Genomic DNA, 22801 nt, shown 5'->3' with positions numbered 1-22801 from the left:
CTTCATGGAAGGATGCGAATCATGACCGATCCTCAGATCGTCTGCCCCTCCTGCCGCACCGAGATCAAGCTGACAGAGCAGCTCGCAGCGCCCTTGATCGCGGAGACGCGCCGGCAGTTCGAGAAGCAGCTCCAGGCGAAGGAAGCCGATTTCGGCCGCCGCGAGGCGCAGCTCAAGGCGGCGCAGGAGCAAATCACGCAGGCCAAGGCCGCGATCGATCAGCAAGTCGCCGCCAAGCTGAAGGCCGAGCGCGCTGCGATCGCGCAAGCCGAAGCCGAGAAGGCGCGCCAGGCCGTCGCGGATGAGATGGGCAATCGCGATCGCCAGCTCGCCGAGTTGCACGAGACCATCCTCAGCAAGGACGCCAAGCTCGCCGACGCCCAGAAGGCGCAGGCCGAGATGATGCGCAAGCAGCGCGAACTCGACGAGGCCCGCCGCGAGCTCGATCTCACCATCGAGACCAAGGTGCAGGAGAGTCTCGTCGCCGTGCGCGACAAGGCGCGGCTCGAGGCCGAGGAAGGACTGAAGGCGAAGGTCGCCGAGAAGGAAACCCAGATCGCCGGCATGCAGCGCCAGATCGAGGAACTCCGCCGCAAGGCCGAGCAAGGCTCGCAGCAACTGCAGGGCGAGGCGCTCGAGATCGAGCTGGAATCGCAATTGCGTGCGCGCTTCCCCCGCGACCTTGTCGAGCCGGTGCCGAAGGGCGAGTTCGGCGGCGACGTGATCCATCGGGTCGTGGCCCCCAGCGGCCAGGTCTGCGGCGCGATCCTGTGGGAGTCCAAGCGCACCAAGAACTGGAGCGATGGCTGGCTGGTCAAGCTGCGCGACGACCTGCGCGCCGCCAAGGCCGACATCGCGCTGATCGTCTCGAGCGCGCTGCCCAAGGGGGTCGACGGCTTCGACCTGATCGACGGCGTCTGGGTCGCCGAGCCGCGCTTCGCGCTGCCACTGTCGCTGGCACTGCGGCAGTCGCTGATCGACGTCGCCTGCAGCAAGCTCGCGCAGGAGGGCCAGCAGACCAAGATGGAGATGGTCTACGCCTATCTCACGGGCCCCCGTTTCCGCCACCGCATCGACGCCATCGTCGAGCGCTTCACCGAGATGCAATCGGACCTCGACCGGGAGCGCAAGACCATGATGCGGCTCTGGGCCAAGCGCGAGGAGCAACTGCGCGGCGTGCTGGATTCGACGGCGGGACTGTATGGCGACCTGCAGGGCATCGCCGGCCGGGCGATGCAGGAGATCGAGAGCCTCGACGTGCTGCTGATCGAGGGCAAGAGCGAGGCGGCGGAGTAGCGCGCGCCGGCCGCGCCGATCCGAGGCGTGCCAGCACCGCACCACGTTTATGCTTTCCTACGCGGCCGCGTCTGGCATTCCTGTGGCCGCTACTGCTTCGCCATCTGCGTGCTCGCCTGTGCGTCCCTTGGCACAGCACCCTTGTCGACCCATTCCGGCGGGGCGCCCAGGCGGTTGGCGACCATACCGATGACTCCAGGATCCCTGCCGAACGCCTCACACGCCGCGTTCTTCGGCTTGCCGCCGAGGGCCGCGCCGATCCGTTCGATCGACGGCAGCTTCGGCACCTTGCCGAACGGGGTCTCGCCGGTCACCAGCATCTGGCCGAAATCGGCGCTGAAAGAACCTGCCAAATCGTAGGCATCGCCGGCCTGCGACAGCACCGGCGAGTTGGTGAACGAATTAGCGCCGCGCGCCCACACCATTGCGGCCTGCTGCCGGCCCTTGCGGTCGAGCGCTTCAGCCTCGATCGTGAGACTGCCGAGCCCGATCGGCAGCCGCGGCACCGGAACAGGAACGCCGAGCGCGCCCGGCACGGCCGACACGACCTTGGAGGCCCCGGCGGCAACCGGATCGGTCGGCGTCGCCTGGGTGATGAAGGTGCGCGTCGTCAAATCGGCCCTCTGATTGGGCGCCACGACCGTGAAGCGTTCGCTCAGGTTGAGACACAGCGCGCGGTCGACGGCGTTGGCGACGAGCTGCCGCTGCTGGTCCGTCAGCACTGCGCCGGCCTGGCCCGAGAAGGTTGTCGGCATGATACGCACGGTCTGCGCCGCGAGCACATTGTCCTTGTCGACGTTGAGCTGCGACTTGGCGAGCAGGCCGTTCGATTCCGCCAGCGACTGATAGGATGCGAGCGCGCCGCTCTGCGTCATCGGCGCGGTGGCGCAGCCCGACAGGCCGAGGGCCGCGCACAGCATCGCCAGGCGGATGGTGGCCGGGGTGCATGATCTCACGAAAGCCGCGACGTCGATTTCGACCATGCCCGGACCGCCTCACGCCGACCAATCTGCGCGCCCCTCGCGAGCGGCGCCATGTTTCTCCTAGGAAAATCCGGACAGCGTGGGGCGGAAGCATGGAGAGATGTTACGCAACGCCACCAACCAAGGAGAGAGTGCGGCAAGCGCGTCCGCGGTCCGCCACCTGCGCCGGCGGACTCAAAATCCGCTTGTGATGGCGACGACGCCCGACACGGCCAGGACGGCGCCCAGCCAGGCGGCCGGCGCGGGCCTGAGCCCGGTGCTCCACCACAGCAGCGGCAGGATCATGACAGGGGTCGTCGACGACAGGCTGGAGACGATCCCGACGGGCCGGCTGGTCAGCGCAAACAAGACGAGTGTCATGCCGACGCCCATCCCGAGCACACCGCTCAGCGCGGACCGCATGACGACCGATCGATCCACTGCGAACGAGCTGCGGAAACGCGGCATGACGGACAAGGCGACCAAAGCAGCCAATCCGATCGCAGCGCGAATTGACGTGGCCAATGCCGGATCCAGACCCGCGGCCATCACGGGACGCGCCATCAGGACAGCGGCCGCCGCGAACAGCGCGGCCGCCAGACCGAACAACAAACCTGCTCCGACCGAGCCGTGCGCTTCCTGAGCGACCGCGACAGGCTGTCGAAAGACGATCGCGACCCACACGCCGCTCACGATACACCCCACGCCCGTCATCTTGATCGTGGACAGCGTCTCACCGAGCAGGAGATAGCCGAGCACGGCCGCGAATGCAGCCCAGCTGGCGTAGACGACGGCGGTCAGGCGCGGCCCCAGCCGGGCCAGCGCCGCATAGAAACAGGAATCCGCGACGACGACGCCGAGCAGGCTCGATGCTGCCAGCATCAGCAGCTGATCACCGGACGGCGCGGCCCAGTGGCCTCGCAGCGTCACCAAGGCCAGCATGCTCAAGAGCGCCGCCGCAAGGCGGATCGCGTTGAACCTGACGGGACCGAGTTGGCGGACGGCCGACGGCGCGATGATGTTGCTGACGGCGATGCTGAAAGCGGCCGCCAGCGCGGCCAGATCGTGAAGCATCATCGGCGGCACGCCGGTCGGCCGAACACCTCACGCGGCACGGCCAAGCCAGGCGCGCATCTTCTGGGCCAAGGTGAGGCGCGGCTCTCCCGCCGATGTCCCGTTGCCGACCGGATCATCGGCAGCTTCGCGATCCGCATCGGAAGGCTGCGGCTCGGAGCTGCCCGTCTCTCGTGTCGGCACGGCGCCGGCTGCGCCGCCACGAGTCGCCGGACGGTCCGGAACGAGCGATTTGATCGCGGCCACGACAGCTTCCACCCGCTCGACATCCTCGGGCACGCGCTCCGCCTCGGCGGGCTGCGGCGCGATCGTCGCGCCGACCTCGGACAGCGCCTCCGTCTCCGACCGGTCCGGCCGAGCCTCCGGCGCCGCTGCTGTGGCCGCCGCTGCCGGCGTTGGTGCGATCTCCGGCGCGGGCGCGTCGTGCTCGGCTGCGGTGACGACGGCGATCTCTGCAGGCGGCGCAGGCGGCTCGCTGACGCGGCTGCGGCGCTTCTTCGCCACGGCAGACTTTTCGGCGACGGCGGCCTTCTCCGCCACGATCTTTTCAGCTGCCGCCGGGGTCTTTTCCACCGTTCTGGCCACCTCCGGCGCCGGCTTCGCCCTGGTCTTGCGGATCAGTCCGGCCAGCGCGTAGGGCCCGACCATCTCCAGGAACGTCCTTTCATGATCGCGCGACAGCCGCGCGACCGCGGCATCGAGCAGCAGCCAGTCGACGGCGCGGACGTCGTCCATCAGCGGCTGCGACGGCTCGTCGGCCGCTTCCATGCGCCAGTAATGCACGACCTTGGAACGCGTGCCGGTGTCGACGACCAACGTGCCGAGGAACTCGTGCACGGTGACCTTGTGGCCGGTTTCCTCCAGCACCTCGCGCTTGGCAGCGTCGCGCGGCGTCTCGCCGTCGTCGAGCTTGCCCTTGGGCAGCACCCATTCGTCGCGCTTGCGCAGGCGCACGACCGCGATGCGCGGCGGCTGTTCCCGCCGCAGCACGATGCCACCTGCCGCCATGATCGGCGCTCTCGCCATCGCCTCTCCCGAGCCGCAACGACCGCAACTCCCGCGGTCCGATTCGCCAGTTGAACGCTCCGATATAGGACTGCGCAACGACGAAATCGAGATTCCGCAAGCGTGGACCTGACATTCATCCGGCGGCGACGCGCCTGCGCCACAGTGGCTGTCCGGCGCGGATGCGGGCGCCTTCCGTCACATTGGGGCAGAACGTGAAGTCGCCGGGCGCGAGCAGGATGATCGTCGAGCCATGCTCGAACCAGCCGAGCTCGTCGCCCTTGCGCACATTGTTGTTACAGGTGTAGGCGAGCGGCCGCTCGGTCTGCGCGTTCAATACGCGGTCCAGCGCATGCAGGCGGATGCTCGCCACCAGGATCGCGGCGACCGGCACGATCGTGAGCGGCTCGCCGGAAGCGAGATGGGTGCGGATCACCGCGCGCTCGTTCTTGCAGAACAGCCGCTCGACCCGCTTCAGCGCGATCGGATTGACGTTCCAGACGTCGCCATGGATCAGGCTGACATGCTCGATCGTCATGTCGGCCGGCGCGTGGAAGCGGTGATACATGCTCGAGGTGAGGCGCAAGGTGACGAAGCAGCCGTTGCGATGGGTCTCGACGACAGCGGGATCGGCGACCAGATCACGCAGCGAATAAGGCGCGCCCTTGATCTGATAGAGCTCGCCGTCGCGGATCAGGCCGTGGGCACCGATGATGCCGTCCGACGGGCTGGTGACGATCGTGGAATCGGGATCGAACGGCCGCAGGCCGGGCTTCAGCTCGCGCGTGAAGCAGGCGTGCAGGCTCTTGAAGCGGCTTTCCTTGGCCTCGGAGAGATCGAGGTCGGAAAACAGCTTCCACAGCGCGATCGACGCGTCCCGGACGAGCGGGTTCTCGATCTTGGAGAACCAGCCCATGAAGCGGGTCAGCGCGGCGCGCGGCACGCGGTTGGTGAGCAGGAAGTTGAGATCTTCCTGTTGGGTAACGGAGGCGATCAGGCTTTTGACTGTCATGAATCTGTCAGCAGGAGGGGTTAGCGCTGGTGGACATGATGGAAAACTCGATTCCTTATGTATCGCTCGCCGTTGGCGCTGCCGTGACGGCCGCCGTCGCCCCGAAGGTCAAGGCCCGCATCGAATTGTCGCGCGCCAAGCACCGCTCGCTGGCCGGCCATTCCAAGATGTCGCGCCGGATCTCGAAGCTGATCCCGCGCTATGAGTTCGACATCGACGACTTCTTCCGCTCCGACGGCGCACCGCCGGATGTCGCGACCCGGCGGCAGGATGGCTTCTTCCGGCTCGGCACGCTGTTCCAGGAGAAGTTCGCCAAGAGCCGCGCGCTGACGGCGGAAGCCGCGAGCCGCATCTCCGATCTGCAGTTCACGCAGTCCTACCGCGTGCCGTTCCAGTACAGCCGGCTGGTCAAGGAGCAGCTCGGCGCCGGCTCGTTCATGCAGGCATCCTCCGGCGTGACCCTGACCGATCTCGACGGCAACCGGTTCTACGATCTCACCGGCTCCTACGGAGTCAACATCTTCGGCTACGACTTCTACAAGGAGTGCATCGCGGCCGCCGAGCGGCGCGCGAGCGCGCTCGGCCCGGTGCTCGGGCTCTATCATCCGGTCGTCGCCGACAACGTGAAGCGCCTGACCGAGCTGTCCGGCATGGACGAGGTCTCGTTCCACATGTCCGGCACCGAGGCGGTGATGCAAGCCGTGCGGCTCGCCCGCTACCACACCGGCCGCAGCCATCTGGTGCGCTTCGCCGGCGCCTACCACGGCTGGTGGGGCGACGTGCAGCCCGGCGTCGGCAATCCGATCGCGCCGCACGAGACCTACACCTTGGCCGAGATGTCCGAGCGCACCCTGCACGTCCTGCGCACGCGGCGCGACATCGCCTGCGTGCTGGTCAATCCACTGCAGGCGCTGCATCCGAACGGCAATGCGCCTGGCGATTCCGCGCTGGTCGACTCCTCGCGCAAGGGCCGCTACGACCGCGCGGCCTACACCGCCTGGCTGAAGCAGCTGCGCGAGGTGTGCACGGAGCGCGGCATCGTGCTGCTGTTCGACGAGGTGTTCCTCGGCTTCCGGCTCGCGCCGGGCGGCGCGCAGGAGTATTTCGGCGTCGCAGCCGACATGGTGACCTACGGCAAGAGCCTCGGCGGCGGCCTGCCGATCGGCGTGGTCTGCGGCAAGCGCGAGCTGATGCGCCGCTTCCGCGACGACCGCCCGGCCGACATCTGCTTCGCCCGCGGCACCTTCAACTCGCATCCTTACGTGATGGCGGCAATGGACGAGTTCCTGAGCCGGCTCGACAGCCCGAACTTCCGCGCCATCTACGACGGCCTCGACGAGACCTGGAACGGCCGCGCCGCGCAACTCAACGCCGCACTGGCCGAGCACGAGCTGCCGGTGCGCGTGTCCAATCTGCAGTCGATCTGGCTGGTCGAGTACCCCGTGCCCTCGCGCTACAATTGGATGCTGCAATACTACCTGCGCGCCGAGGGCCTGGCGCTGAGCTGGGTCGGTACCGGCCGCTTGATCTTCAGCCTGAACTACACCGACGCCGATTTTGCCGAGGTGACCAGGCGCTTCGTCACGGCAGCCGAGAAGATGAAGCAGGACGGCTGGTGGTGGAACGACGGCACCCTCACCAACAAGACGATCAAGCGCCAGATCCTGAAAGAGATGCTGGGCGCCGTGGTCGGGCGCTGAGTTTGCGGCCACCCTCCCCTGGAGGGGGAGGGTCGCCTCACGGGGCGCGTAGCGGCGCGTGAGGCGGGGTGGGGTGATCTCTCGACGCAGTTCAGTGCTCGTGGAGAGATCACCCCACCCCGACGCCCGCTGCGCGCGCGTCGACCCTCCCCCTCTAGGGGAGGGTGGCACCGCCGCTTCGGCTTCGGGCGCGATCGATCTCACTTTGGCCTTCCCACAAACACCGATGCCCGGGACCGGCCCGGGCATCGTGCAATTCAAACGCAGCGTCCGGCTCAGGCGTGCTGCTCTTCGAGGCTCTCGCCCATCAGATGCAGGCCGGGGTCGATCAGCTCGCCGCGCAGCAGCGCCAGCGGGGCCGAGCGATACTGCACGAAATCGTTGAACGGGTCGGTGATGATCTTGGTCATCCAGACGAGGCCGGTCTCGACGTCACGGATGAAGAACAGGTGCACGGTGCGGAACAGCAGCCCGCCGATGCCGATCACGAGCCACAGCTTGGCGGTCTCGCGCACGAAATCCATCGCCGAGGTCCAGGGCGACAGCAGGCCGAACAGAGTCGGCTGAAGATAGAGCACCACGGGAGCCGCGGCCCAGATCGACATCAGCACGACCTTGCGCTGCAGATTGTAGCCGACCTTGATCTCTTCCTTGTGCTCGTGGGTCGCCTGGTTGACGTGGTCGTAGCCCTTCGGCTCGAAGAAGAAGTGGCCCGCCTGGCGCGAGGTCATCGACACCAGCCAGCCGATCAGCGCCGAGACCAGCGGATCGAACACCATCATCACGTAGGCGATCATGAAGCTGAGCGCGCTGACGAAGTGGAGGCTCTGGTTGATGCGGCTGTGATGATAATAGCGGTGGTCGTCCCAGCGCTGGATCCGCAGCTGCTCCAGGAAATGCTTGATCATGGTTGCTCCGAAGAATGAGTTGCAGGTCGTGTACAGGGATTCGGTGTAGATCGTGTGACATCATCAAGATGTCACACGATCGGACGCAGCGAGACATTGGGGACTACGGAGAACGCCGCAGCGGCGGCAGAGGGCTGCCGCGGCTCAGGCCGCGGCGGCACGCTCCAGCTTGCGGAAGCGGACCAGCGAGAAATGGCCGAGCGGCGGGATCAGGCGGCGTTCGACCAGCTCCATGCGCTCGGCGCCGGCGAGCCAGCGGAGATAGCGCGACCAGCCGAACTCGGCGGTGCGGAAGCCGAGACGGCGGACCACCGGCTGCAACGCCTGCTCGATGACGCGGCGCAGGCCATCGTCGGCGCTGACGCGGGTCAGGATGATCAGCTCGCCGCCCGGGCGCAGCACGCGCGCGAATTCGTCGAGCGCGACCTCCGGGTTGGGAACGGCAGTGACGACATATTGCGCCATCACGACGTCGAAGGAGTCGTCGGGGAAGTCGAGCTGCTCGGCGTCCATCACCGCGAGGCCCTCGACGTTTTTGAGCCGCTGGTCGGCGACGCGGCGCATCGCCTTGCCGAGCATCGCCTCGGAGATGTCGGTGCCGAACACGCGGACATGGGGCGCATAGAGCGGCAGCGAGATGCCCGTGCCGACGCCGACCTCGAGCACGCGGCCGCCGAGCTTGTTGGTGGCGCTGATCGCAGCCTTGCGGCCCTTCTCGAACACGCCGCCGAACACGAGGTCGTAGATCGGTGCCCAGCGGTCGTAGGCCTGCTCGACCTGCTCGCGATCGAAGTCGAGCTCCCGCGCGCCGTCGAGCTTCATGGTTTCTGCCATCGTTACATCTCACTTGGTTTGGAATTGATGGAGTGACGCAACATCTGCCGTCAGCCGCGCACGGCGCTCTGACCGGCCAGCACCGGGGCCGGACGTACGACGCGGGACGGCTGCAGCACAGCGAGATTGCCGATGAACTGGCGCGCGCTGTTCTCCCAGGAGCGATCGAGCGCAAATGCGCGGCAGGTCTCCCGCGACATCGTCAGCGCCTTCAAACATGCTGCGCGCAGATCCCAGTCGATCGCCCCGATCGGATGATCGGCGATGACGTCGAGCGGACCGGTCACGGGGAAGGCCGCGACCGGCGTGCCGCAGGCCAGCGACTCCAGTTGCACCACGCCGAACGTATCGGTCAGGCTCGGAAACACGAACACGTCGGCGGCGGCCATGTGCGCGGTCAGATCCTTGCCGGTCTTCTCGCCGAGGAAATGCGCCGTCGGAAACCGGCGCTCCAGCTCCGCCTTCTGCGGGCCGTTGCCGATCACGACCTTCGAGCCGGGCAGATCGAGCGACAGGAACGCCTCGAGGTTCTTCTCGACCGCAACGCGGCCGACCGTCATGAACACCGGACGCGGCAGATCGAGCGTGACAGGCTCATCCGGATTGAACAGTCTCGTATCGACACCGCGCGTCCAGAAGCCCAGCTTCTTGAAGCCGCGCGAAGCGAGATCCTGCTTCAGCGAATTGGTCGCCACCATGGTCATCGCAGCCGCATCATGGAAGCGGCGCATCACCCAGTAGCCGACGGCATCGGGGATGCCGGTGCGCACCGAGACATATTCCGGAAAGCGCGTCGTGTAGGACGTCGTGAACGGCAGGCCGTGGCGCAGACAGTAGCGGCGCACCGCCCAGCCGATCGTGCCTTCGGTGGCGATATGAATCGCATCCGGCGCGGCGACCTCGATGCGCCGGGCGATCTCGCGGCCGTTGGTCACGGCGAGCCGCAGGCCCGGATAGGTCGGCACGCCGAACGATGGAAAGCCTTCCGGCGTGAGGAAGGTGATGTCGGCGCCGAGGCCGGCGGCCGCGCGCGCCAGCGAGGTGAGCGTGCGCACCACGCCATTGACCTGCGGGTGCCAGGCGTCGGTTGCGATTAAGATCCGCATAAGGCGATCCGGAAAGTTGCAGCGATTCTGAACGGCCACAAATTCCGACATTGTTATTTCAGGCGTGTGACGTCATCGAACTGTCGAAGGGTCTTTTTGCCCGCCCGCCGCTATTTTCCCCGCGATCCGTGGCGGCGTCGCACAGGCGCTGTCGTGAAACCGTCATGAAACAAACGGTTAAGCCGACGAAACCGTTTTGCGTGCAGCGCGCAAACGCAACGAAACTTTTCTCCCCTATGAGTTGCAGCATCAGGCGTGGGTCGAAGCGCCACAAAGAATGATGACAGGCAGCCGATTTTGACGACGCCGGCCGAGATAATGGCAGCGCGCACCAAGCGATCAAACAAGGGGACGTCCATGTTCACGCCAGGCACAGTCCGTTCGCCATCCCGCATCCTGTTCGGTGCGCTGATCGTCGGCACGATCGTTGCCACAACGCCGACGCTGGCCGCGCCCCCGGCCCCGCTCCCCTTCCCTTTCCTGCTGCAGCCGCCAGTGGCGACCTACGAGCCGCCGGCAACGACGCCGCAACTGATCACGCCGCGCGAGGACGAGGCGACCGCCTATGAGTTGCCCCCGCGCCTGCGCCGCCAGGTCGTGAGCTACGCGGCCCGCGAAGCGCCCGGCACGATCATCATCGACACACCAAACAAGTATTTGTACTACGTTCTCGGCAACGGCCAGGCGATGCGCTACGGCATCGGCGTCGGCCGTGACGGATTCACCTGGTCGGGCGTGCAGTCGGTGACCAGGAAGGCCGAATGGCCGGACTGGACGCCTCCGCCGGAGATGATCGTGCGTCAGCCCTATCTGCCGCGTCACATGGCCGGCGGTCCCGGCAATCCGCTCGGCGCCCGCGCGATGTATCTCGGCGGCACCGTCTACCGCATTCACGGCACCAACGCGCCCGAGACGATCGGCACGCATGTGTCGTCGGGCTGCATCCGCCTGACCAATCAGGACGTGATCGACCTCTATTCCCGCGTCGGTGTCGGCGCCAAGGTGATCGTGCTGCCGATGGAGCGCCGCGCCGATCTCGGCCGCATGACCCGCTGACCTGCGCGGGCCGCACTGCTCGTTCCTTCTCCCGGATCCTCCCTGACTGGACCGCCGAGGCCCGAAAGCCGCGGCGGTCATTTCTTTGCGCGCATTTCGCCATTCACCATCACGGCCGATTGATGGTGGCCTGCTTCATCGGCTGCCCTGGCGCGCCTCCGTCCGGCCCTGTAAGCTCGGCAATCTTGCATTCACCGCGATCTCGCCGCTTCCGGCACGAGCCGGCCCGTGGCAACTGGAGTCCGTGGATCCGACATGAATCTTCCGACGCCGCGACCGGATTGGCAAAGCAGACCTCATCCGCTCGCTCCGAGACCGCAGCAGCCACGGCGGCGCTCGCCGCCCCGGCTGCGGATGATCCTGATCGGCGCCGCCGGCCTTGCCGCCGTCGTGCTGATCGGCATCATCATCGCGGAGGTGTTTCTGTTCTCGGGCAGCACGCCGGCGCCGCAACTGACCCAACTGCCGCCGCTGCCGCCGGCCACGCGCAACTCGATCATCATGACGCCTGTGTCGATCTCGCTCGGCGCGATTCGTGACGCCGCCGAAAAGGCCGCGCCGCGCAACTTCTCCGGCAAGGCCGACAACCCCGTCAACCAGATCCTGCAGAACGCCGACATCGGCTGGACGGTCACCCGCGGCGTCATCGCCGCCACCGGCACCCAGGACACATTGTCCCTGGCGACGCCGCTCTCGGGCCGGCTGAACGTCACCGGATCGCTGTCCGCCAAGGCGACCGGCGCGCTCGGCGATGCCATCGGCGGCCTGCTCGGCTCGGATGCCGCCAAGCAGATCGGCGGCATCAACATCAAGAATCTGAACGCCACCGCCGACATCAAGGGCAACGTCCTGATCGCGATGCGGCCGCGGCTCGCCGCCTCATGGTATGTCGAGCCGAATTTCGCCGCCCAGGTCAATCTCGGCGACACCGCGCTGACCGTGGCGGGCGCCCGCGTCAACGTGCCGGCGCAGATGAAGCCGATCATCGACAAGACCGTCAATGAGCAACTCAGCGCGCTCAGCGACAGGCTGCGCAAGGACCCGACCATCCGACGCGTGGCGCAGGCGCAATGGGCCCGCGCCTGTCGCTCGGTGCCGCTGCAGGGCACCGCGCCCGGACTGCCCGCCGTCTGGCTCGAGATCAAGCCGACGCGCGCGTTGGCCGCGCAGCCCGCGATCGATGCCAACGCAGTCAGCGTCACCATGGGAATCGAAGCGGAGACCCGGGTCACGGCGGCCGAGACCAAGCCGGAGTGTCCGTTCCCCGATAAGATTACGATCATTCCGCCCACCGCCGGAACTATCAATGTCGCGGTTCCGATCGACGTCCCCTTCACCGAGCTCAGCAAGCTCGTCGATTCGCAACTTGCGGGGCGGACGTTCCCCGAGGACGGCTCCGGCCCGGTCGCGGTCACCGTCAAGCATGCGACCGTCGTGCCCTCGGGCGACCGGCTGCTGATCTCGCTGCAGGTCAAGGGCAAGGAGAAGGAGAGCCTCTTCGGCTTCGGCGCCGATGCGACCGTGCATATCTGGGGACGCCCCATGGTGGATCAGGCGCAGCAGATTCTGCGGCTGTCCGACCTGCAGCTCGCCGTCGAATCCGACGCGGCATTCGGCCTGCTCGGCGCCGCCGCTCGCGCCGTGGTGCCGCATCTGCAACGCGCGCTGCTGGAACGTTCGGTGGTCGATCTCAAGCCTTTCGCCGACAACGTCCGCGACAAGATCGCCACGGCGGTCGCCGAGCTGCAGAAGAACGAGAACGGCATCCGCGTCGATACCGACATCAACAATCTCGCTTTGACCGACATCGCCTTCGACGCCACCGTGCTGCGCGTGATCGCCTCGGCGGAGGGCACGATGTCGGTTCGAGTCAATACATTGCCAGGACTGTAACGGCCCGTTGCTACGCCTGGACGACGACGCCTTGCCGAAGCCGGCGGCAATTCGTGATCCTCGACGGCCGAGGCCACTTCAGGAGCAGGACATGGGAAGCCAAATGGATGGCGCCGTTAGTCTGGCGATCGACAAATAGACGGACGCGAGGCATCGACGGCTTCGTCATCATTCCGCTTCACGACCGATCTGGTATTATCATCCGCAAGCGCATAGCCGGGCCGTCATGCGCGGCGCGGACGAGAGACGGGACCGTGGCGCTCCCGCCACTGCGCGGGCTTGACGCGCTCTCACGAAAGCCGCAACACGGCGCAGAGAGATGTCGTCGGGCCCTTTCCGCGCGCCCGTCGCAGGAAACATTCCGTAACAAAATTCTTCGCAAAACGCCGCGATTCTAGGTCACTTGTCGGTATGGCCCAGACACAACCACACATTCTTGTCGTCGAGGACGACCGCGAGACGCGGACGCTGATCGCAAAATATCTGCGCAACAATGCCTGCAACGTGACCACCGCGACCGACGGCCGCGAGATGACCCGCATCATGGGCGACCACCGTGTCGATCTCCTGATCCTCGACGTGATGCTGCCCGGAGAGGACGGCCTGACCTTGTGCCGCAAGCTGCGCGCGGAGTCGCAAGTGCCGATCATCATGCTCACCGCGCGCGGCGAGGACGTCGATCGCATTCTCGGACTGGAGATGGGCGCCGACGACTATCTGCCGAAGCCGTTCAACCCGCGCGAGCTGCTCGCCCGCATCAACGCGGTGCTGCGCCGGCAGGCGGCCGCGATGACGGCGAGCGCAACCGAAGGCGCGACCGCGCTGGGCTTCCTCGGCTGGACGATCGACTTCCGGCTGCGCGAGCTGCGCAATCCCGAAGGCGCGCGCGTGGCGATGACCAGCGCCGAGTTCGATCTGCTCCGCACCTTCTGCGAGCGGCCGGGCCGCGTGCTGTCGCGCGACAGCCTGCTCGACCTGACGCAGGGCCGCAGCGCCGGCTCGTTCGAGCGCTCGATCGACGTGCTGGTCAGCCGCATCCGCCGCAAGATCGAGCCAGACCCGCAGGAGGCCACCATGATCAAGACCGTGCGCTCCGGCGGCTACATGTTCACGCCCGTCGTCGAGGTGGTGACCGGCCCGCAAAGCCATTGACCATCGGATCGAATGGCGATGTCATGATGTCGTTCGGCTTTCTCAACCTCAAGGGAATCCGCGGCCAGATCACGGCGCTGGTGGCCATTTCGATCGTGGCGCTCCACGCCATCATCACTGCGACGTTCCTGATCTATCGTGCCGAGCAGCCCGACCCCGAAAACGAGGTCGGGCCGTTTCAGCTCGCGACGGCCATCCGCATTCTTGGCCGCGCCCCTGCTGCCGAGCGACCTCGGCTGATCTCCGACATCGCTCGTGCCTATCCTGAGTTCGAGCTCAAGCCTCACGCGGGACCTCTGCCGGGTGATCCCGGCCGCCTGCACGAGCCGGCCGGCCCCGACGTCGGCATCGGGAGCGGTGGCGACGAGCGCCGCCCGGCCCCTCCGGAGATGCCTGACGGACGGCCTCACGGTCCAGGCGGCTTTCGCGGCCTTGGCCCAGGCTATCGCATCTTCATGCCGCCGCCCGGCTCCCAGACGCGCACCGTCATCTTCGCTCTGCCCGATGGCAACATGGTCTCGGCCCGAATGGTCGACCGGCCGCACCGGCCGCCGTTCTGGGGTGCGCCCTGGCTGACGACGATCATGTTCGCGCTGATCAGCATGACGCTGCTCGGCCTGTGGGCCGCGCGCGCACTGACATCGCCGCTGTCGGGCTTCGCGAAGGCCGCCGAGAATTTCAGCCTCGACGGCGATGCGCCGGAATTGCCCGAGCGCGGACCGGAGGAGATCCGATCGTTGGCGCGCGCTCTCAACCGGATGCGCCAACGCATCACGGCGCTGATGAACGACCGCACCAAGATGCTGGCGGCCATCAGCCACGATCTGCGGACACCGCTGACCCGCATGCGGCTGCGTTGTGAGTTCGTCGAGGACGAGCTGCAGCGCAGCCGAATGCTGGCCGATCTCGATCAGATGCATGCGATGCTGGGCTCGGTGCTGTCGTTCCTGCGCAACGGCCGCAAGCTCGAGCCGATGACGCTGGTCGATATCGCGAGCATCCTGCAGCTCGTCGCCGACCAGTTCGCCGACGTCGGCCACAGCGTCACCTATATCGGCCCGGCGCACGCAATGGCGACGGTGCGGCCCGACGACCTGATGCGCTCGGTCACCAATCTGGTCGAGAACGCCGTGAAGTACGGCAAGGAAACGGTCATCAGGTTAACTGCGTCGGGGAAGCGCCTGACGATCGATGTGGAGGATGACGGACCCGGGATCGCCGATGCGCGCAAGCCCGACATGCTGGAGCCGTTCGTGCGCGGCGACGATGCCCGCAACATGGACGAGGCCACCGGCTTCGGGCTTGGCCTGTCGATCGCAAAGGCGATCGTCCAGGCTCATGGCGGCGAACTGTCGCTGCACGATCGCAGGCCGCACGGGCTGATCGCCCGCATCGAGCTGCCGCTCGGCCAGACCACCTTGCGCCCCGCAGCATGACGCGCGAACGCGCCCGGACAAGCCGGGCGCGCCGCGATCGAGACGAGCAGCTATTTTCGTCGGCGATGCCGTTACTGGGAGTACTTGAACTCGGGCATCGACTTCAGCTGGTCCTTGGTCGCGTTGATCATCGCGTGATCGGGATACCAGCGGTTCTTCGTGGAGCTCATCGACGAGGACGAAGTGCCGGTGGCCGCACCAGTCGTGGTCGAGGACGTGGTGCCGGAGGCCGGGGCATTCGACGCAGTGCTTGCCTGAACCGGCTGATCCGAGAACTTGATCTGATCGAACGAGACGGCGACGAGGTGCTCGCCCATGCCGAGGAAGCCGCCGACGCCGATCACGACACCCTTGACCGCGCCGCTCTTGTCGACCAGCAGGTCGTCGATCGAGCCGACATTCTCGTTGTTGTTGTTGTAGACCTTCACGCCAACGAGCTTCGAGCTGCGCCAGTCGCCCTGATACGACGCCGCGGTCGTATCGGCGCGGATCGTGGTGCTGGTCGTCGTGGTGGTGCTCTCCGCGGCAAACGCCGCGGTCGCGAGCAACAGGGAACCGGCGAGGCCGGCCGCAACAGTTTTCATCACCATGTGGTGTCTCCTCTCAATGTGTATGATGACGAGAGAACTGCAACCGCCCCCCAGCGTTCCGTGGGAACTACGATTTCGTCATTTTGCGCGACAAGCCGCCTCGGTGCAGCGCGACAACGTCGTTTTGTGACACTCGGGAGCGCGCCGGGCCGGCGAGCTGAAGCCGGAATCGAGTTTGGGGAGAGCGTTCGACTGGGAGCCCGTGCAACCGGAAGAGCCGCCCCTCACAGCAGAGGACTGCGAGTCGGCGGTCTTCGTTGAGCTGCGCGCGTCGAGCACGGATCCCGCAACGCGGTTCGATGCTCACCTCCCGCAGGTCAATCGCATCTGGAAGAGGCTGGCAGCCCGATACGCCCGCCTGCGGCGGGCTCCTCGGGACGAGGGCTGCTTGGCAAGATCCAAGCCCTCATAAATCCAAGCCCTCGTGGTGAGCGTCTCGAACCAGGGGGCCACGACGGCTCAGCCCATAGGAGATTGCCCTGACCGCCGACTGCGTCAGGGCCATCTCATTCGGGACGACTGGTCGGTCGATCGACGAAAACTCCGAGCTTCGATATTTCCGAGAGAGCGGCGCATTCTGAATCAGCTACGCGGCCATCGCGCCGTCCTCATCGACGGCCTCGGCATAGAACGCGATGGTCTCGTAGCGATAGTCGCAGAGACGGCAGTGCCAGAGATAGGCGGTGCGCCGCCCATCCTTCTCGACCCAGGCCGGCAGCGCGATCGGCTCGCCACATTGGGCGCAGGGATTGTTGCGCGGCAGGTCGAGGACGCGCATCGCGGATTGCGCGTTGTCGAAATTGCGAAACTGGATGTCGGCTGCCTTCACGGCCATGACGCGCTCCCTCTCTGTTCAGTCTTCTTGAATGAGTCAGGCATGCTGTCGAACTGACGGGCGGGATCATAGCCGCGCAGCGGCTGATTTGCACGCGCCGGGATGCCGCGCGACATCCGACCTCACGAGGATGGGATCCGAGGATGGGATCAATGCGTTTGATTCAATTGCCTCCGGAAGTGACCGCCGGTTCCGCGACATGGCGGGCGCCTGGATTACGCAGATGAATGGTGGCGATATCGTCGGCATAAACCTTCTGCCAGCCGTCGACGTGATCGAGCAGCTTGGTCGCCGCACTCTGCGTGCGCAGCAGGGTCGCCTCGATGTCGTAGTCCTTGAGCAGGCGGAACAGATTGTCCGGCTCCATCAGGCCGGAGGCGGCATTGTGATCGACGAAGAACTTTTCGCCATAGAGCTCGGTGCGGCCGTCGATGAACGGCGCGACACCGGCTGAGATCAGGTAGCCGCCGAAATCATAGTCGTTGAGGACCCGCGTGAGGTTGAGCTTCTTCAGCTCGGTCACGGCTGCGACCGGGGTGCCGCGCATGTTCGGCGTGTAGTTCAGGATCGCGGCCGATGCGATGGTGCCGGCGCCGAGCGCGAGCATCACCGCCCCCATCAGCGCGGCTCCCGACGCGCGCGCCTGCGGCAGCACGGGCAGCGCGCCCGCCTGCCGGGCCAGCGGCGCGGCGAGCACCAGCGGGCCGACCAGCGCCAGGATCTCCGCCGCGCGCGCCTGCGCCAGCGCCATGTGCAGCAGGCCGAGCAGCATCAGGATGCGCACCGGCGGCAGCCTGAGGCCGTGGAACAGCGCGAACCCGATCGCGATCAGCAGGCAGATCTCGAACGGGCCGAGGCCCTGGAAATCGGTCGCCTTCCATTCCACGATCAGCGGCAGCGCCTGTCCCAGCGACAGGATCTTCTGCGACGCCAGCAGCGCGTTCCAGCCATAGGGCGTGCAGCAGCTCGCCGCCAGCGCGAGCGCGGCGAACCCCGCCCAGCGCAGCGCCAGGCTGGAGCGGACCGAGCGATCGGCGTTGACCAGCGAGTCGAGCGCGGCGGGCGCGATGAAGAACAGGCCGAACACGAAGCCGCCATGCAGATTGGCCCATAGCGCGATCAGCAGCGCCAGCGGCCATGGCGGCGCGTCCTTGCGATCGGCGGCGTCGATCAGACCGGCGATCCAGGCGACCAGGATGGGAAACGCCAGCACATGCGGCCGCGCCAATAGATGCGGCAAGCAGAGCAGGAACGCCGCGACCACGAACACCAATGTCGTGCTGTCGCGCAGATGCCGGCCGAGCGCACGCGCGAACAGCGCAAAGGACAGCGCAATCGCCGACGCCGCCAGCACCACCGGTCCGGTCCAGCCGGCGAACTTGTAAGCGGCGGCATAGGCGACCTGCGCCAGCCACTGCGTGGAGATCCACGGCGCGCCGCGCATGGTGAAGGAATAGACGTCGACCTCGGGCACCGTGCGGTGGTCGATGATCCACTGCCCCACCGTGATCTGCCACAACGTGTCGGGATCGTTGAGCAGCCGGTTGCCGGAGATCAGCAGCAGCGCATAGACGCCGGCGCCGACCCACAGCGGCAGCAGCGCCTGCGCGCGCCCGGCGGTCGCTTCGGTGTGGGTGACGGACAGCGTCATCGCGGCATGGCCCCATTGGCGGAATTGCTCCGCCAGCCAAGCATGCACGGTATAATTCGCGGTAAACCGCCGGCGCATCCGGACTCGACCCGGCGTCTTCGCCCCATTCCTGCCACATTATCGCCCGGCGTTTGCGCCAATTACGGTGTGCAAAGTGTAAAGCGCGTGCTGGGGGGCTACTCGGCATGCGTGTGGTTCCCGGGGGATCCTGACACATGAGACGTCTCGTGCTGACGGCCTGCATTGCAGGCTTCGCGATGGCTGGTCCCGTGCCGTTCGCCATGGCTGCCGATGATGCGAGCACCGCATCGGACAGTGCAGCCAAACCGAAGGCCGGCAAGGTCAAGCTCGCCCATGTCCGCTCTGACGGCACCAGGGAGCTGGCCGTACGCAGCGCGGTGACCAAGGCCGCGCGCGAGGTCGAGGCGATCGAGGCCGTCAGCAGCGCCGACACCTCGCCGCCGATGGACGCCAATGCCTCAGCGCCAGCCGACACCGATGCCGCTGCGGCCGAGCCCCGCGAGGCCGAGCGCAAGGCGGCCGAGGCCAAGCCGCGCCACATCGACAGCGGCCATCCGCATATCGACGCGCTGGTGGCGGTGCACGCCGCCGCCAACAACATTCCGGAATCGCTGATCCACCGCGTCATCGTGCGCGAGAGCAAATACCAGAAGGATCTGGTCGGCCGCTGCGGCTGCATCGGCCTGATGCAGATCAAGCTCGGCACCGCGCGCGGCCTCGGCTACACCGGCGACGCGCAGGGCCTGCACGATCCGAACACCAACCTCACCTATGGCGTGCGCTATCTCGCCGGCGCCTACCGTGCCGCCCGCGGCGACCACGACCGCGCCGTGCTCTACTTCGCCAGGGGCTATTACGAGGAGGCCAAGCGGCAGCGCCTGGCTGACGCGCGGCCCGCCGGCCGCTCCGAGCGGACGAGCGCCCCGCTCGACATCACCCCGAAGATTGCGACCGGCCGCCACGCGCGGGCGCACTGATCGCCATTGGTTCCAAGGGCCGTCGGCATTGTCTTTCCGTGACACTCCGTTGACACGGGGGGATATCGGTCTATTTTAAGCGCGTTCCGAGGGGAGCTCCGAGGGGAGCTGAGATACCGCAGCGATGTGCGGTGACCCTTTGAACCTGATCCGGGTCATGCCGGCGAAGGGACAGGGATGCAGCAGATAACCACGCGCGGGGATGTCCCCGTTTCCATCATCGGTGCAGGCATCGCGGGTGCTTGGCAAGCCTTGCTGCTCGCGCGGGCCGGCCATCACGTCACCTTGCACGAGCGCAGCGACGCCGATCTGATGCTCTCCACCAGCCATTGGGCCGGCGGCATGCTCGCGCCCTATTGCGAGAGCGAGGTCGCCGAGCCGATCATCAGCCGGCTCGGGCTCGCCTCGCTCGACATCTGGCGGCGCGAGCTGCCAGACACGCCGTTCAACGGCTCGCTGGTGATCGCGCATGCCCGCGACCGCGCCGACTACGACCGCTTCGCCCGCCGCACCTCCGGCTATCAGCGGCTGGACGCGCAGCAGCTTGCGGCGTTGGAGCCGTCGCTGGAGGGCCGCTTCCGCGAGGGCCTGTTCTATCCGACCGAGGGCCATGTCGAGCCACGCCGCGTGCTGCCGAAGCTGCATCAGCGCATCGTCGAGGCCGGCGGCCGGGTGCTGTTCAACAGCGACGTCACGGCTGATGATCTCGACGGCCTCGTGATCGACTGCCGCGGGCTGGAGGCGCGCGACGCCGAGCCCGAGCTGCGCGGCGTCAAGGGCGAGATGATCCTGATCGAGACCGCCGAGGTGCAGCTCGCGCGGCCCGTGCGGCTGATGCATCCGCGCTTCCCGCTCTATCTGATCCCGCGCGAGGACAATTTGTTCATGCTGGGGGCGACCTCGCTCGAGGCCGAGGACACCGGCGTCAGCTTGCGCTCGGCGCTGGAATTGCTCGGTGCCGCCTACTCCGTGCATCCCGCATTCGGCGAGGCCCGCATCCTCGAATTCGGCTCAGGGCTCAGGCCGGCCTATCCCGACAATCTGCCGCGCATCACCATCAAGGGCGAGCGCGAGATCCGCGTCAACGGCCTCTATCGCCACGGCTTCCTGATCGCGCCCGCGCTGGCGCAGGCGACGCTGAACTACATCTCGCACGGCCAGATCGACAACGAGGTGATGCGATGCGCGTGACCGTCAATGGCGAGGCCCGCGACATCGCCGCGACCTCCGTCGCCGCGCTGCTCTCCGAGCTCGACTACGAGGGCACCCATTTCGCGATCGCGCTGAACTACGACGTCGTGCCGAGGAGCCGCTGGGCCGAGACGGCGCTGAAGGCAGGCGACGAGATCGAGATCATCACGCCCCGGCAGGGAGGGTGAAGTTCATGGAGCGCTCGCTTGCGCCACGCACTCCGCTGTCGTCCCGGCGAACGCCGGGACCCATAGCCACCGGCTTTTGTGTTGAAGCTCGATCTCTCCCACCGAGGTCCCACGCCAGATCACGCGGTATGGGTCCCGGCGTTCGCCGGGACGACGTGGGGAGGGAGGTCGCACCCCACGCACACCTGTCATCGCCCGGCGAAAGCGCGAAGCGCGTCTCGGCGAAAACGACCGGGCGATCCAGTACGCCGTGGCCTATCTGCGTGTCCGAGCCACCTCTGGAATACTGGATCCCCGCTTTCGCGGGGATGACAGGCTTCGTTGCGGCGACCACCGTCCGACATGGCGGAGACCATTGATGCCCACCTTCTACGACAAGACTTTCACCTCCCGCCTGCTCATCGGCACCGCGCTCTACCCCTCGCCCGCGATCATGCAGGACGCGATCCGCGCATCGGGCGCGCAGATCGTCACCGTGTCGCTGCGGCGCGAGGCCGCCGGCGGCAAGACCGGCGATGCGTTCTGGAAGCTGATCAACGCGCTCGATGTCACGGTGCTGCCGAACACCGCCGGCTGCCGCAGCGTGCGCGAGGCGGTGACGACCGCCAAGCTCGCGCGCGAATTGTTCGGCACGAGCTGGATCAAGCTCGAGGTGATCGGCGACAACGACACCTTGCAGCCCGACGTGGTCGGGCTCGTCGAAGCCGCGACCATCCTGATCAAGGACGGTTTCGAGGTCTTCCCCTATTGCACCGAGGATCTCACGGTCGCGATGCGCCTGGTCGATGCCGGCTGCAAGGTCGTGATGCCCTGGGCGGCGCCGATCGGCTCGGCCAAGGGCATCACCAATCGCGATGCGCTCAAGCTCCTACGCGACCGCCTGCCTGACATCAGCCTCGTCGTCGACGCCGGCCTCGGCGCGCCCTCGCACGCGGCGGAGGCGCTCGAGCTCGGCTACGACGCCGTGCTGCTCAACACCGCGGTGGCAAAAGCCGCCGACCCGGTCGCGATGGCGCGCGCCTTCCGGCTCGGCTGCGAGGCCGGCCGCACCGCCTTTGAGGCCGGGCTGATGGACGCCCGTGATTTCGCCTCGCCCTCCACTCCTGTCGTTGGGACACCGTTCTGGCATGCCGTATCCTGATCGCTTCTATCCTGTCGTCGACAGCCTCGCCTGGGTCGAGCGCCTGACCAGGCTCGGCGTCGGCACCGTGCAGTTGCGCGCGAAAGACCTCAACGACGGCGAGGCGCTGCAGATCGTCACCGACGCGCTCGCCATCACCAAGGGCACCGCGACCAGGCTGATCGTCAACGACTATTGGCGCGCCGCGATCGTCGCCGGCGCCGCGCACGTCCATCTCGGCCAGGAGGATCTTGCGGAGGCCGACGTCGCCGCGATCAAGGAGGCCGGCCTGACGCTCGGCCTCTCGACCCATGACGACGCCGAGCTGGAAACCGCGCTCGCGGCCAAGCCCGACTACGTCGCGCTCGGTCCGATCTTCCCGACCACGTTGAAGGCGATGCGCTTCGCTCCGCAGGGCGTCGCGAAGATCACCGAGTGGAAGAAGCGCGTCGGCACGATTCCGCTGGTCGCGATCGGCGGCATCAAGCTGGAGCAGGCCGCAGAGATCTTTGCCGCCGGCGCCGATTCCATCGCGGTCGTCAGCGACGTCACCCAGAATGTAGACCCCGACGCCCGCGTCCGCGCCTGGCTCGATGCGACGAAGGAGCCGGCATGACGCGCGCTGATATTGCGAATGCGTCTGAGAGCGATTGGGCCCCGACCTCGCCCCACACGAGCTCGTTCCCTCCCCCCTTGTGGGGGAGGGCTAGGGAGGGGGGTGAGCCACGAGCACCGAACGCGGGGTTACCCCCCTCCCCAACCCTCCCCCACAAGGGGGGAGGGAGCCTGAACAG

The 22801-nt window shown here is 66.9% G+C and carries 21 protein-coding genes and 1 riboswitch; of the genes, 11 read left to right on the top strand and 10 right to left on the bottom strand.

All coding sequences use genetic code 11. The features are described from left to right. The first annotated feature begins 21 nt into the window (after window positions 1–21). Window positions 22–1296, top strand: coding sequence for a DUF2130 domain-containing protein (locus QX051_RS10085; RefSeq protein WP_315775987.1), 1275 nt, complete (start codon window positions 22–24; stop codon window positions 1294–1296). A gap of 89 nt (window positions 1297–1385) precedes the next feature. Here QX051_RS10085 and QX051_RS10080 read toward each other — a convergent pair whose 3' ends face one another. The 4 genes from QX051_RS10080 to asd all read right to left on the bottom strand — a co-directional run bounded on the left by QX051_RS10080 (window position 1386) and on the right by asd (window position 5349). Next, on the bottom strand, window positions 1386–2279 hold the full coding sequence (locus QX051_RS10080) for a DUF3313 domain-containing protein (protein ID WP_315775986.1): 894 nt from the start codon (window positions 2277–2279) through the stop codon (window positions 1386–1388). 174 nt (window positions 2280–2453) lie between these two features. Continuing rightward, a complete protein-coding gene (locus QX051_RS10075; protein WP_315755497.1) occupies window positions 2454–3332 on the bottom strand; it encodes a DMT family transporter in 879 nt (292 codons plus the stop codon). Between the two features lie 30 nt (window positions 3333–3362). Continuing rightward, entirely contained in the window at window positions 3363–4358 is a 996-nt protein-coding gene (locus QX051_RS10070; RefSeq protein WP_315775985.1) for an NUDIX hydrolase, read from the bottom strand. Between the two features lie 115 nt (window positions 4359–4473). After that, window positions 4474–5349, bottom strand: coding sequence for an archaetidylserine decarboxylase (gene asd, locus QX051_RS10065; protein ID WP_315775984.1), 876 nt, complete (start codon window positions 5347–5349; stop codon window positions 4474–4476). Window positions 5350–5384: 35 nt separating this feature from the next. Here asd and QX051_RS10060 point away from each other — a divergent pair, with 35 nt between their 5' ends. Beyond that, window positions 5385–7049 carry an aminotransferase class III-fold pyridoxal phosphate-dependent enzyme gene (locus tag QX051_RS10060; protein WP_409998087.1) on the top strand — a complete coding sequence of 555 codons (1665 nt, stop codon included), beginning with the start codon at window positions 5385–5387 and terminating at the stop codon, window positions 7047–7049. Window positions 7050–7324: 275 nt separating this feature from the next. Here QX051_RS10060 and QX051_RS10055 read toward each other — a convergent pair whose 3' ends face one another. From QX051_RS10055 to QX051_RS10045, 3 genes are all read right to left on the bottom strand, one after another. Continuing rightward, the gene (locus QX051_RS10055; protein ID WP_315775983.1) at window positions 7325–7957 is read right to left on the bottom strand and encodes a hypothetical protein; all 633 of its coding nucleotides are present in this window, start codon (window positions 7955–7957) and stop codon (window positions 7325–7327) included. A 144-nt stretch (window positions 7958–8101) separates the two neighbouring features. Further along, window positions 8102–8791, bottom strand: coding sequence for a class I SAM-dependent methyltransferase (locus QX051_RS10050; RefSeq protein WP_315738560.1), 690 nt, complete (start codon window positions 8789–8791; stop codon window positions 8102–8104). Between the two features lie 50 nt (window positions 8792–8841). Beyond that, window positions 8842–9897, bottom strand: a complete 1056-nt coding sequence (locus QX051_RS10045; RefSeq protein WP_315775982.1) for a glycosyltransferase family 1 protein — start codon at window positions 9895–9897, stop codon at window positions 8842–8844. A 357-nt stretch (window positions 9898–10254) separates the two neighbouring features. Here QX051_RS10045 and QX051_RS10040 point away from each other — a divergent pair, with 357 nt between their 5' ends. From QX051_RS10040 to QX051_RS10025, 4 genes are all read left to right on the top strand, one after another. Next, window positions 10255–10953, top strand: a complete 699-nt coding sequence (locus tag QX051_RS10040) for a L,D-transpeptidase (RefSeq protein ID WP_315775980.1) — start codon at window positions 10255–10257, stop codon at window positions 10951–10953. Between the two features lie 255 nt (window positions 10954–11208). Next, entirely contained in the window at window positions 11209–12846 is a 1638-nt protein-coding gene (locus tag QX051_RS10035; RefSeq protein ID WP_315738563.1) for a DUF4403 family protein, read from the top strand. Window positions 12847–13257: 411 nt separating this feature from the next. Then, window positions 13258–13998 (top strand): response regulator, encoded by a 741-nt coding sequence (locus QX051_RS10030; RefSeq protein WP_315775979.1) that lies wholly within the window; start codon window positions 13258–13260, stop codon window positions 13996–13998. A gap of 23 nt (window positions 13999–14021) precedes the next feature. Next, window positions 14022–15434, top strand: a complete 1413-nt coding sequence (locus QX051_RS10025; protein WP_315776250.1) for an ATP-binding protein — start codon at window positions 14022–14024, stop codon at window positions 15432–15434. A 71-nt stretch (window positions 15435–15505) separates the two neighbouring features. Here the strand turns inward: QX051_RS10025 and QX051_RS10020 are convergent, their stop codons facing one another. From QX051_RS10020 to QX051_RS10010, 3 genes are all read right to left on the bottom strand, one after another. Further along, window positions 15506–16024, bottom strand: coding sequence for a PRC-barrel domain-containing protein (locus QX051_RS10020; RefSeq protein WP_315775978.1), 519 nt, complete (start codon window positions 16022–16024; stop codon window positions 15506–15508). A 586-nt stretch (window positions 16025–16610) separates the two neighbouring features. Then, complete coding sequence (locus tag QX051_RS10015) at window positions 16611–16859, bottom strand: hypothetical protein (protein WP_315772004.1); 249 nt, start codon at window positions 16857–16859, stop codon at window positions 16611–16613. Window positions 16860–17022: 163 nt separating this feature from the next. Then, window positions 17023–18510, bottom strand: coding sequence for a hypothetical protein (locus QX051_RS10010; protein ID WP_315776249.1), 1488 nt, complete (start codon window positions 18508–18510; stop codon window positions 17023–17025). A 215-nt stretch (window positions 18511–18725) separates the two neighbouring features. On the opposite strand from QX051_RS10010, the gene QX051_RS10005 reads away from it, so the two are divergent. The 5 genes from QX051_RS10005 (at window position 18726) to QX051_RS09985 (ending at window position 22623) form a co-directional block, all read left to right on the top strand. Further along, entirely contained in the window at window positions 18726–19508 is a 783-nt protein-coding gene (locus QX051_RS10005) for a lytic transglycosylase domain-containing protein (protein ID WP_315772002.1), read from the top strand. Window positions 19509–19587: 79 nt separating this feature from the next. Beyond that, window positions 19588–19698, top strand: a riboswitch (TPP riboswitch). Further along, entirely contained in the window at window positions 19686–20699 is a 1014-nt protein-coding gene (locus QX051_RS10000; protein ID WP_315775977.1) for an FAD-dependent oxidoreductase, read from the top strand. (Overlaps the previous riboswitch by 13 nt.) After that, window positions 20690–20887 carry a sulfur carrier protein ThiS gene (gene thiS / locus QX051_RS09995; protein WP_315775976.1) on the top strand — a complete coding sequence of 66 codons (198 nt, stop codon included), beginning with the start codon at window positions 20690–20692 and terminating at the stop codon, window positions 20885–20887. Before QX051_RS10000 ends, thiS begins: the two co-directional genes overlap by 10 nt. A 358-nt stretch (window positions 20888–21245) precedes the next feature. Next, window positions 21246–22028 carry a thiazole synthase gene (locus QX051_RS09990; protein WP_315775974.1) on the top strand — a complete coding sequence of 261 codons (783 nt, stop codon included), beginning with the start codon at window positions 21246–21248 and terminating at the stop codon, window positions 22026–22028. Beyond that, window positions 22015–22623, top strand: a complete 609-nt coding sequence (locus tag QX051_RS09985) for a thiamine phosphate synthase (protein WP_315775973.1) — start codon at window positions 22015–22017, stop codon at window positions 22621–22623. The genes QX051_RS09990 and QX051_RS09985 overlap by 14 nt, the downstream gene beginning before the upstream one ends. The last annotated feature ends 178 nt before the right edge of the window (window positions 22624–22801 follow it).

Source organism: Bradyrhizobium sp. SZCCHNR1053 (assembly GCF_032381235.1).
Classification (GTDB): domain Bacteria; phylum Pseudomonadota; class Alphaproteobacteria; order Rhizobiales; family Xanthobacteraceae; genus Bradyrhizobium.
The sequence above is the reverse complement of the archived record's forward strand: the minus strand, read 5'-3'. Positions and strand labels throughout refer to the sequence as shown.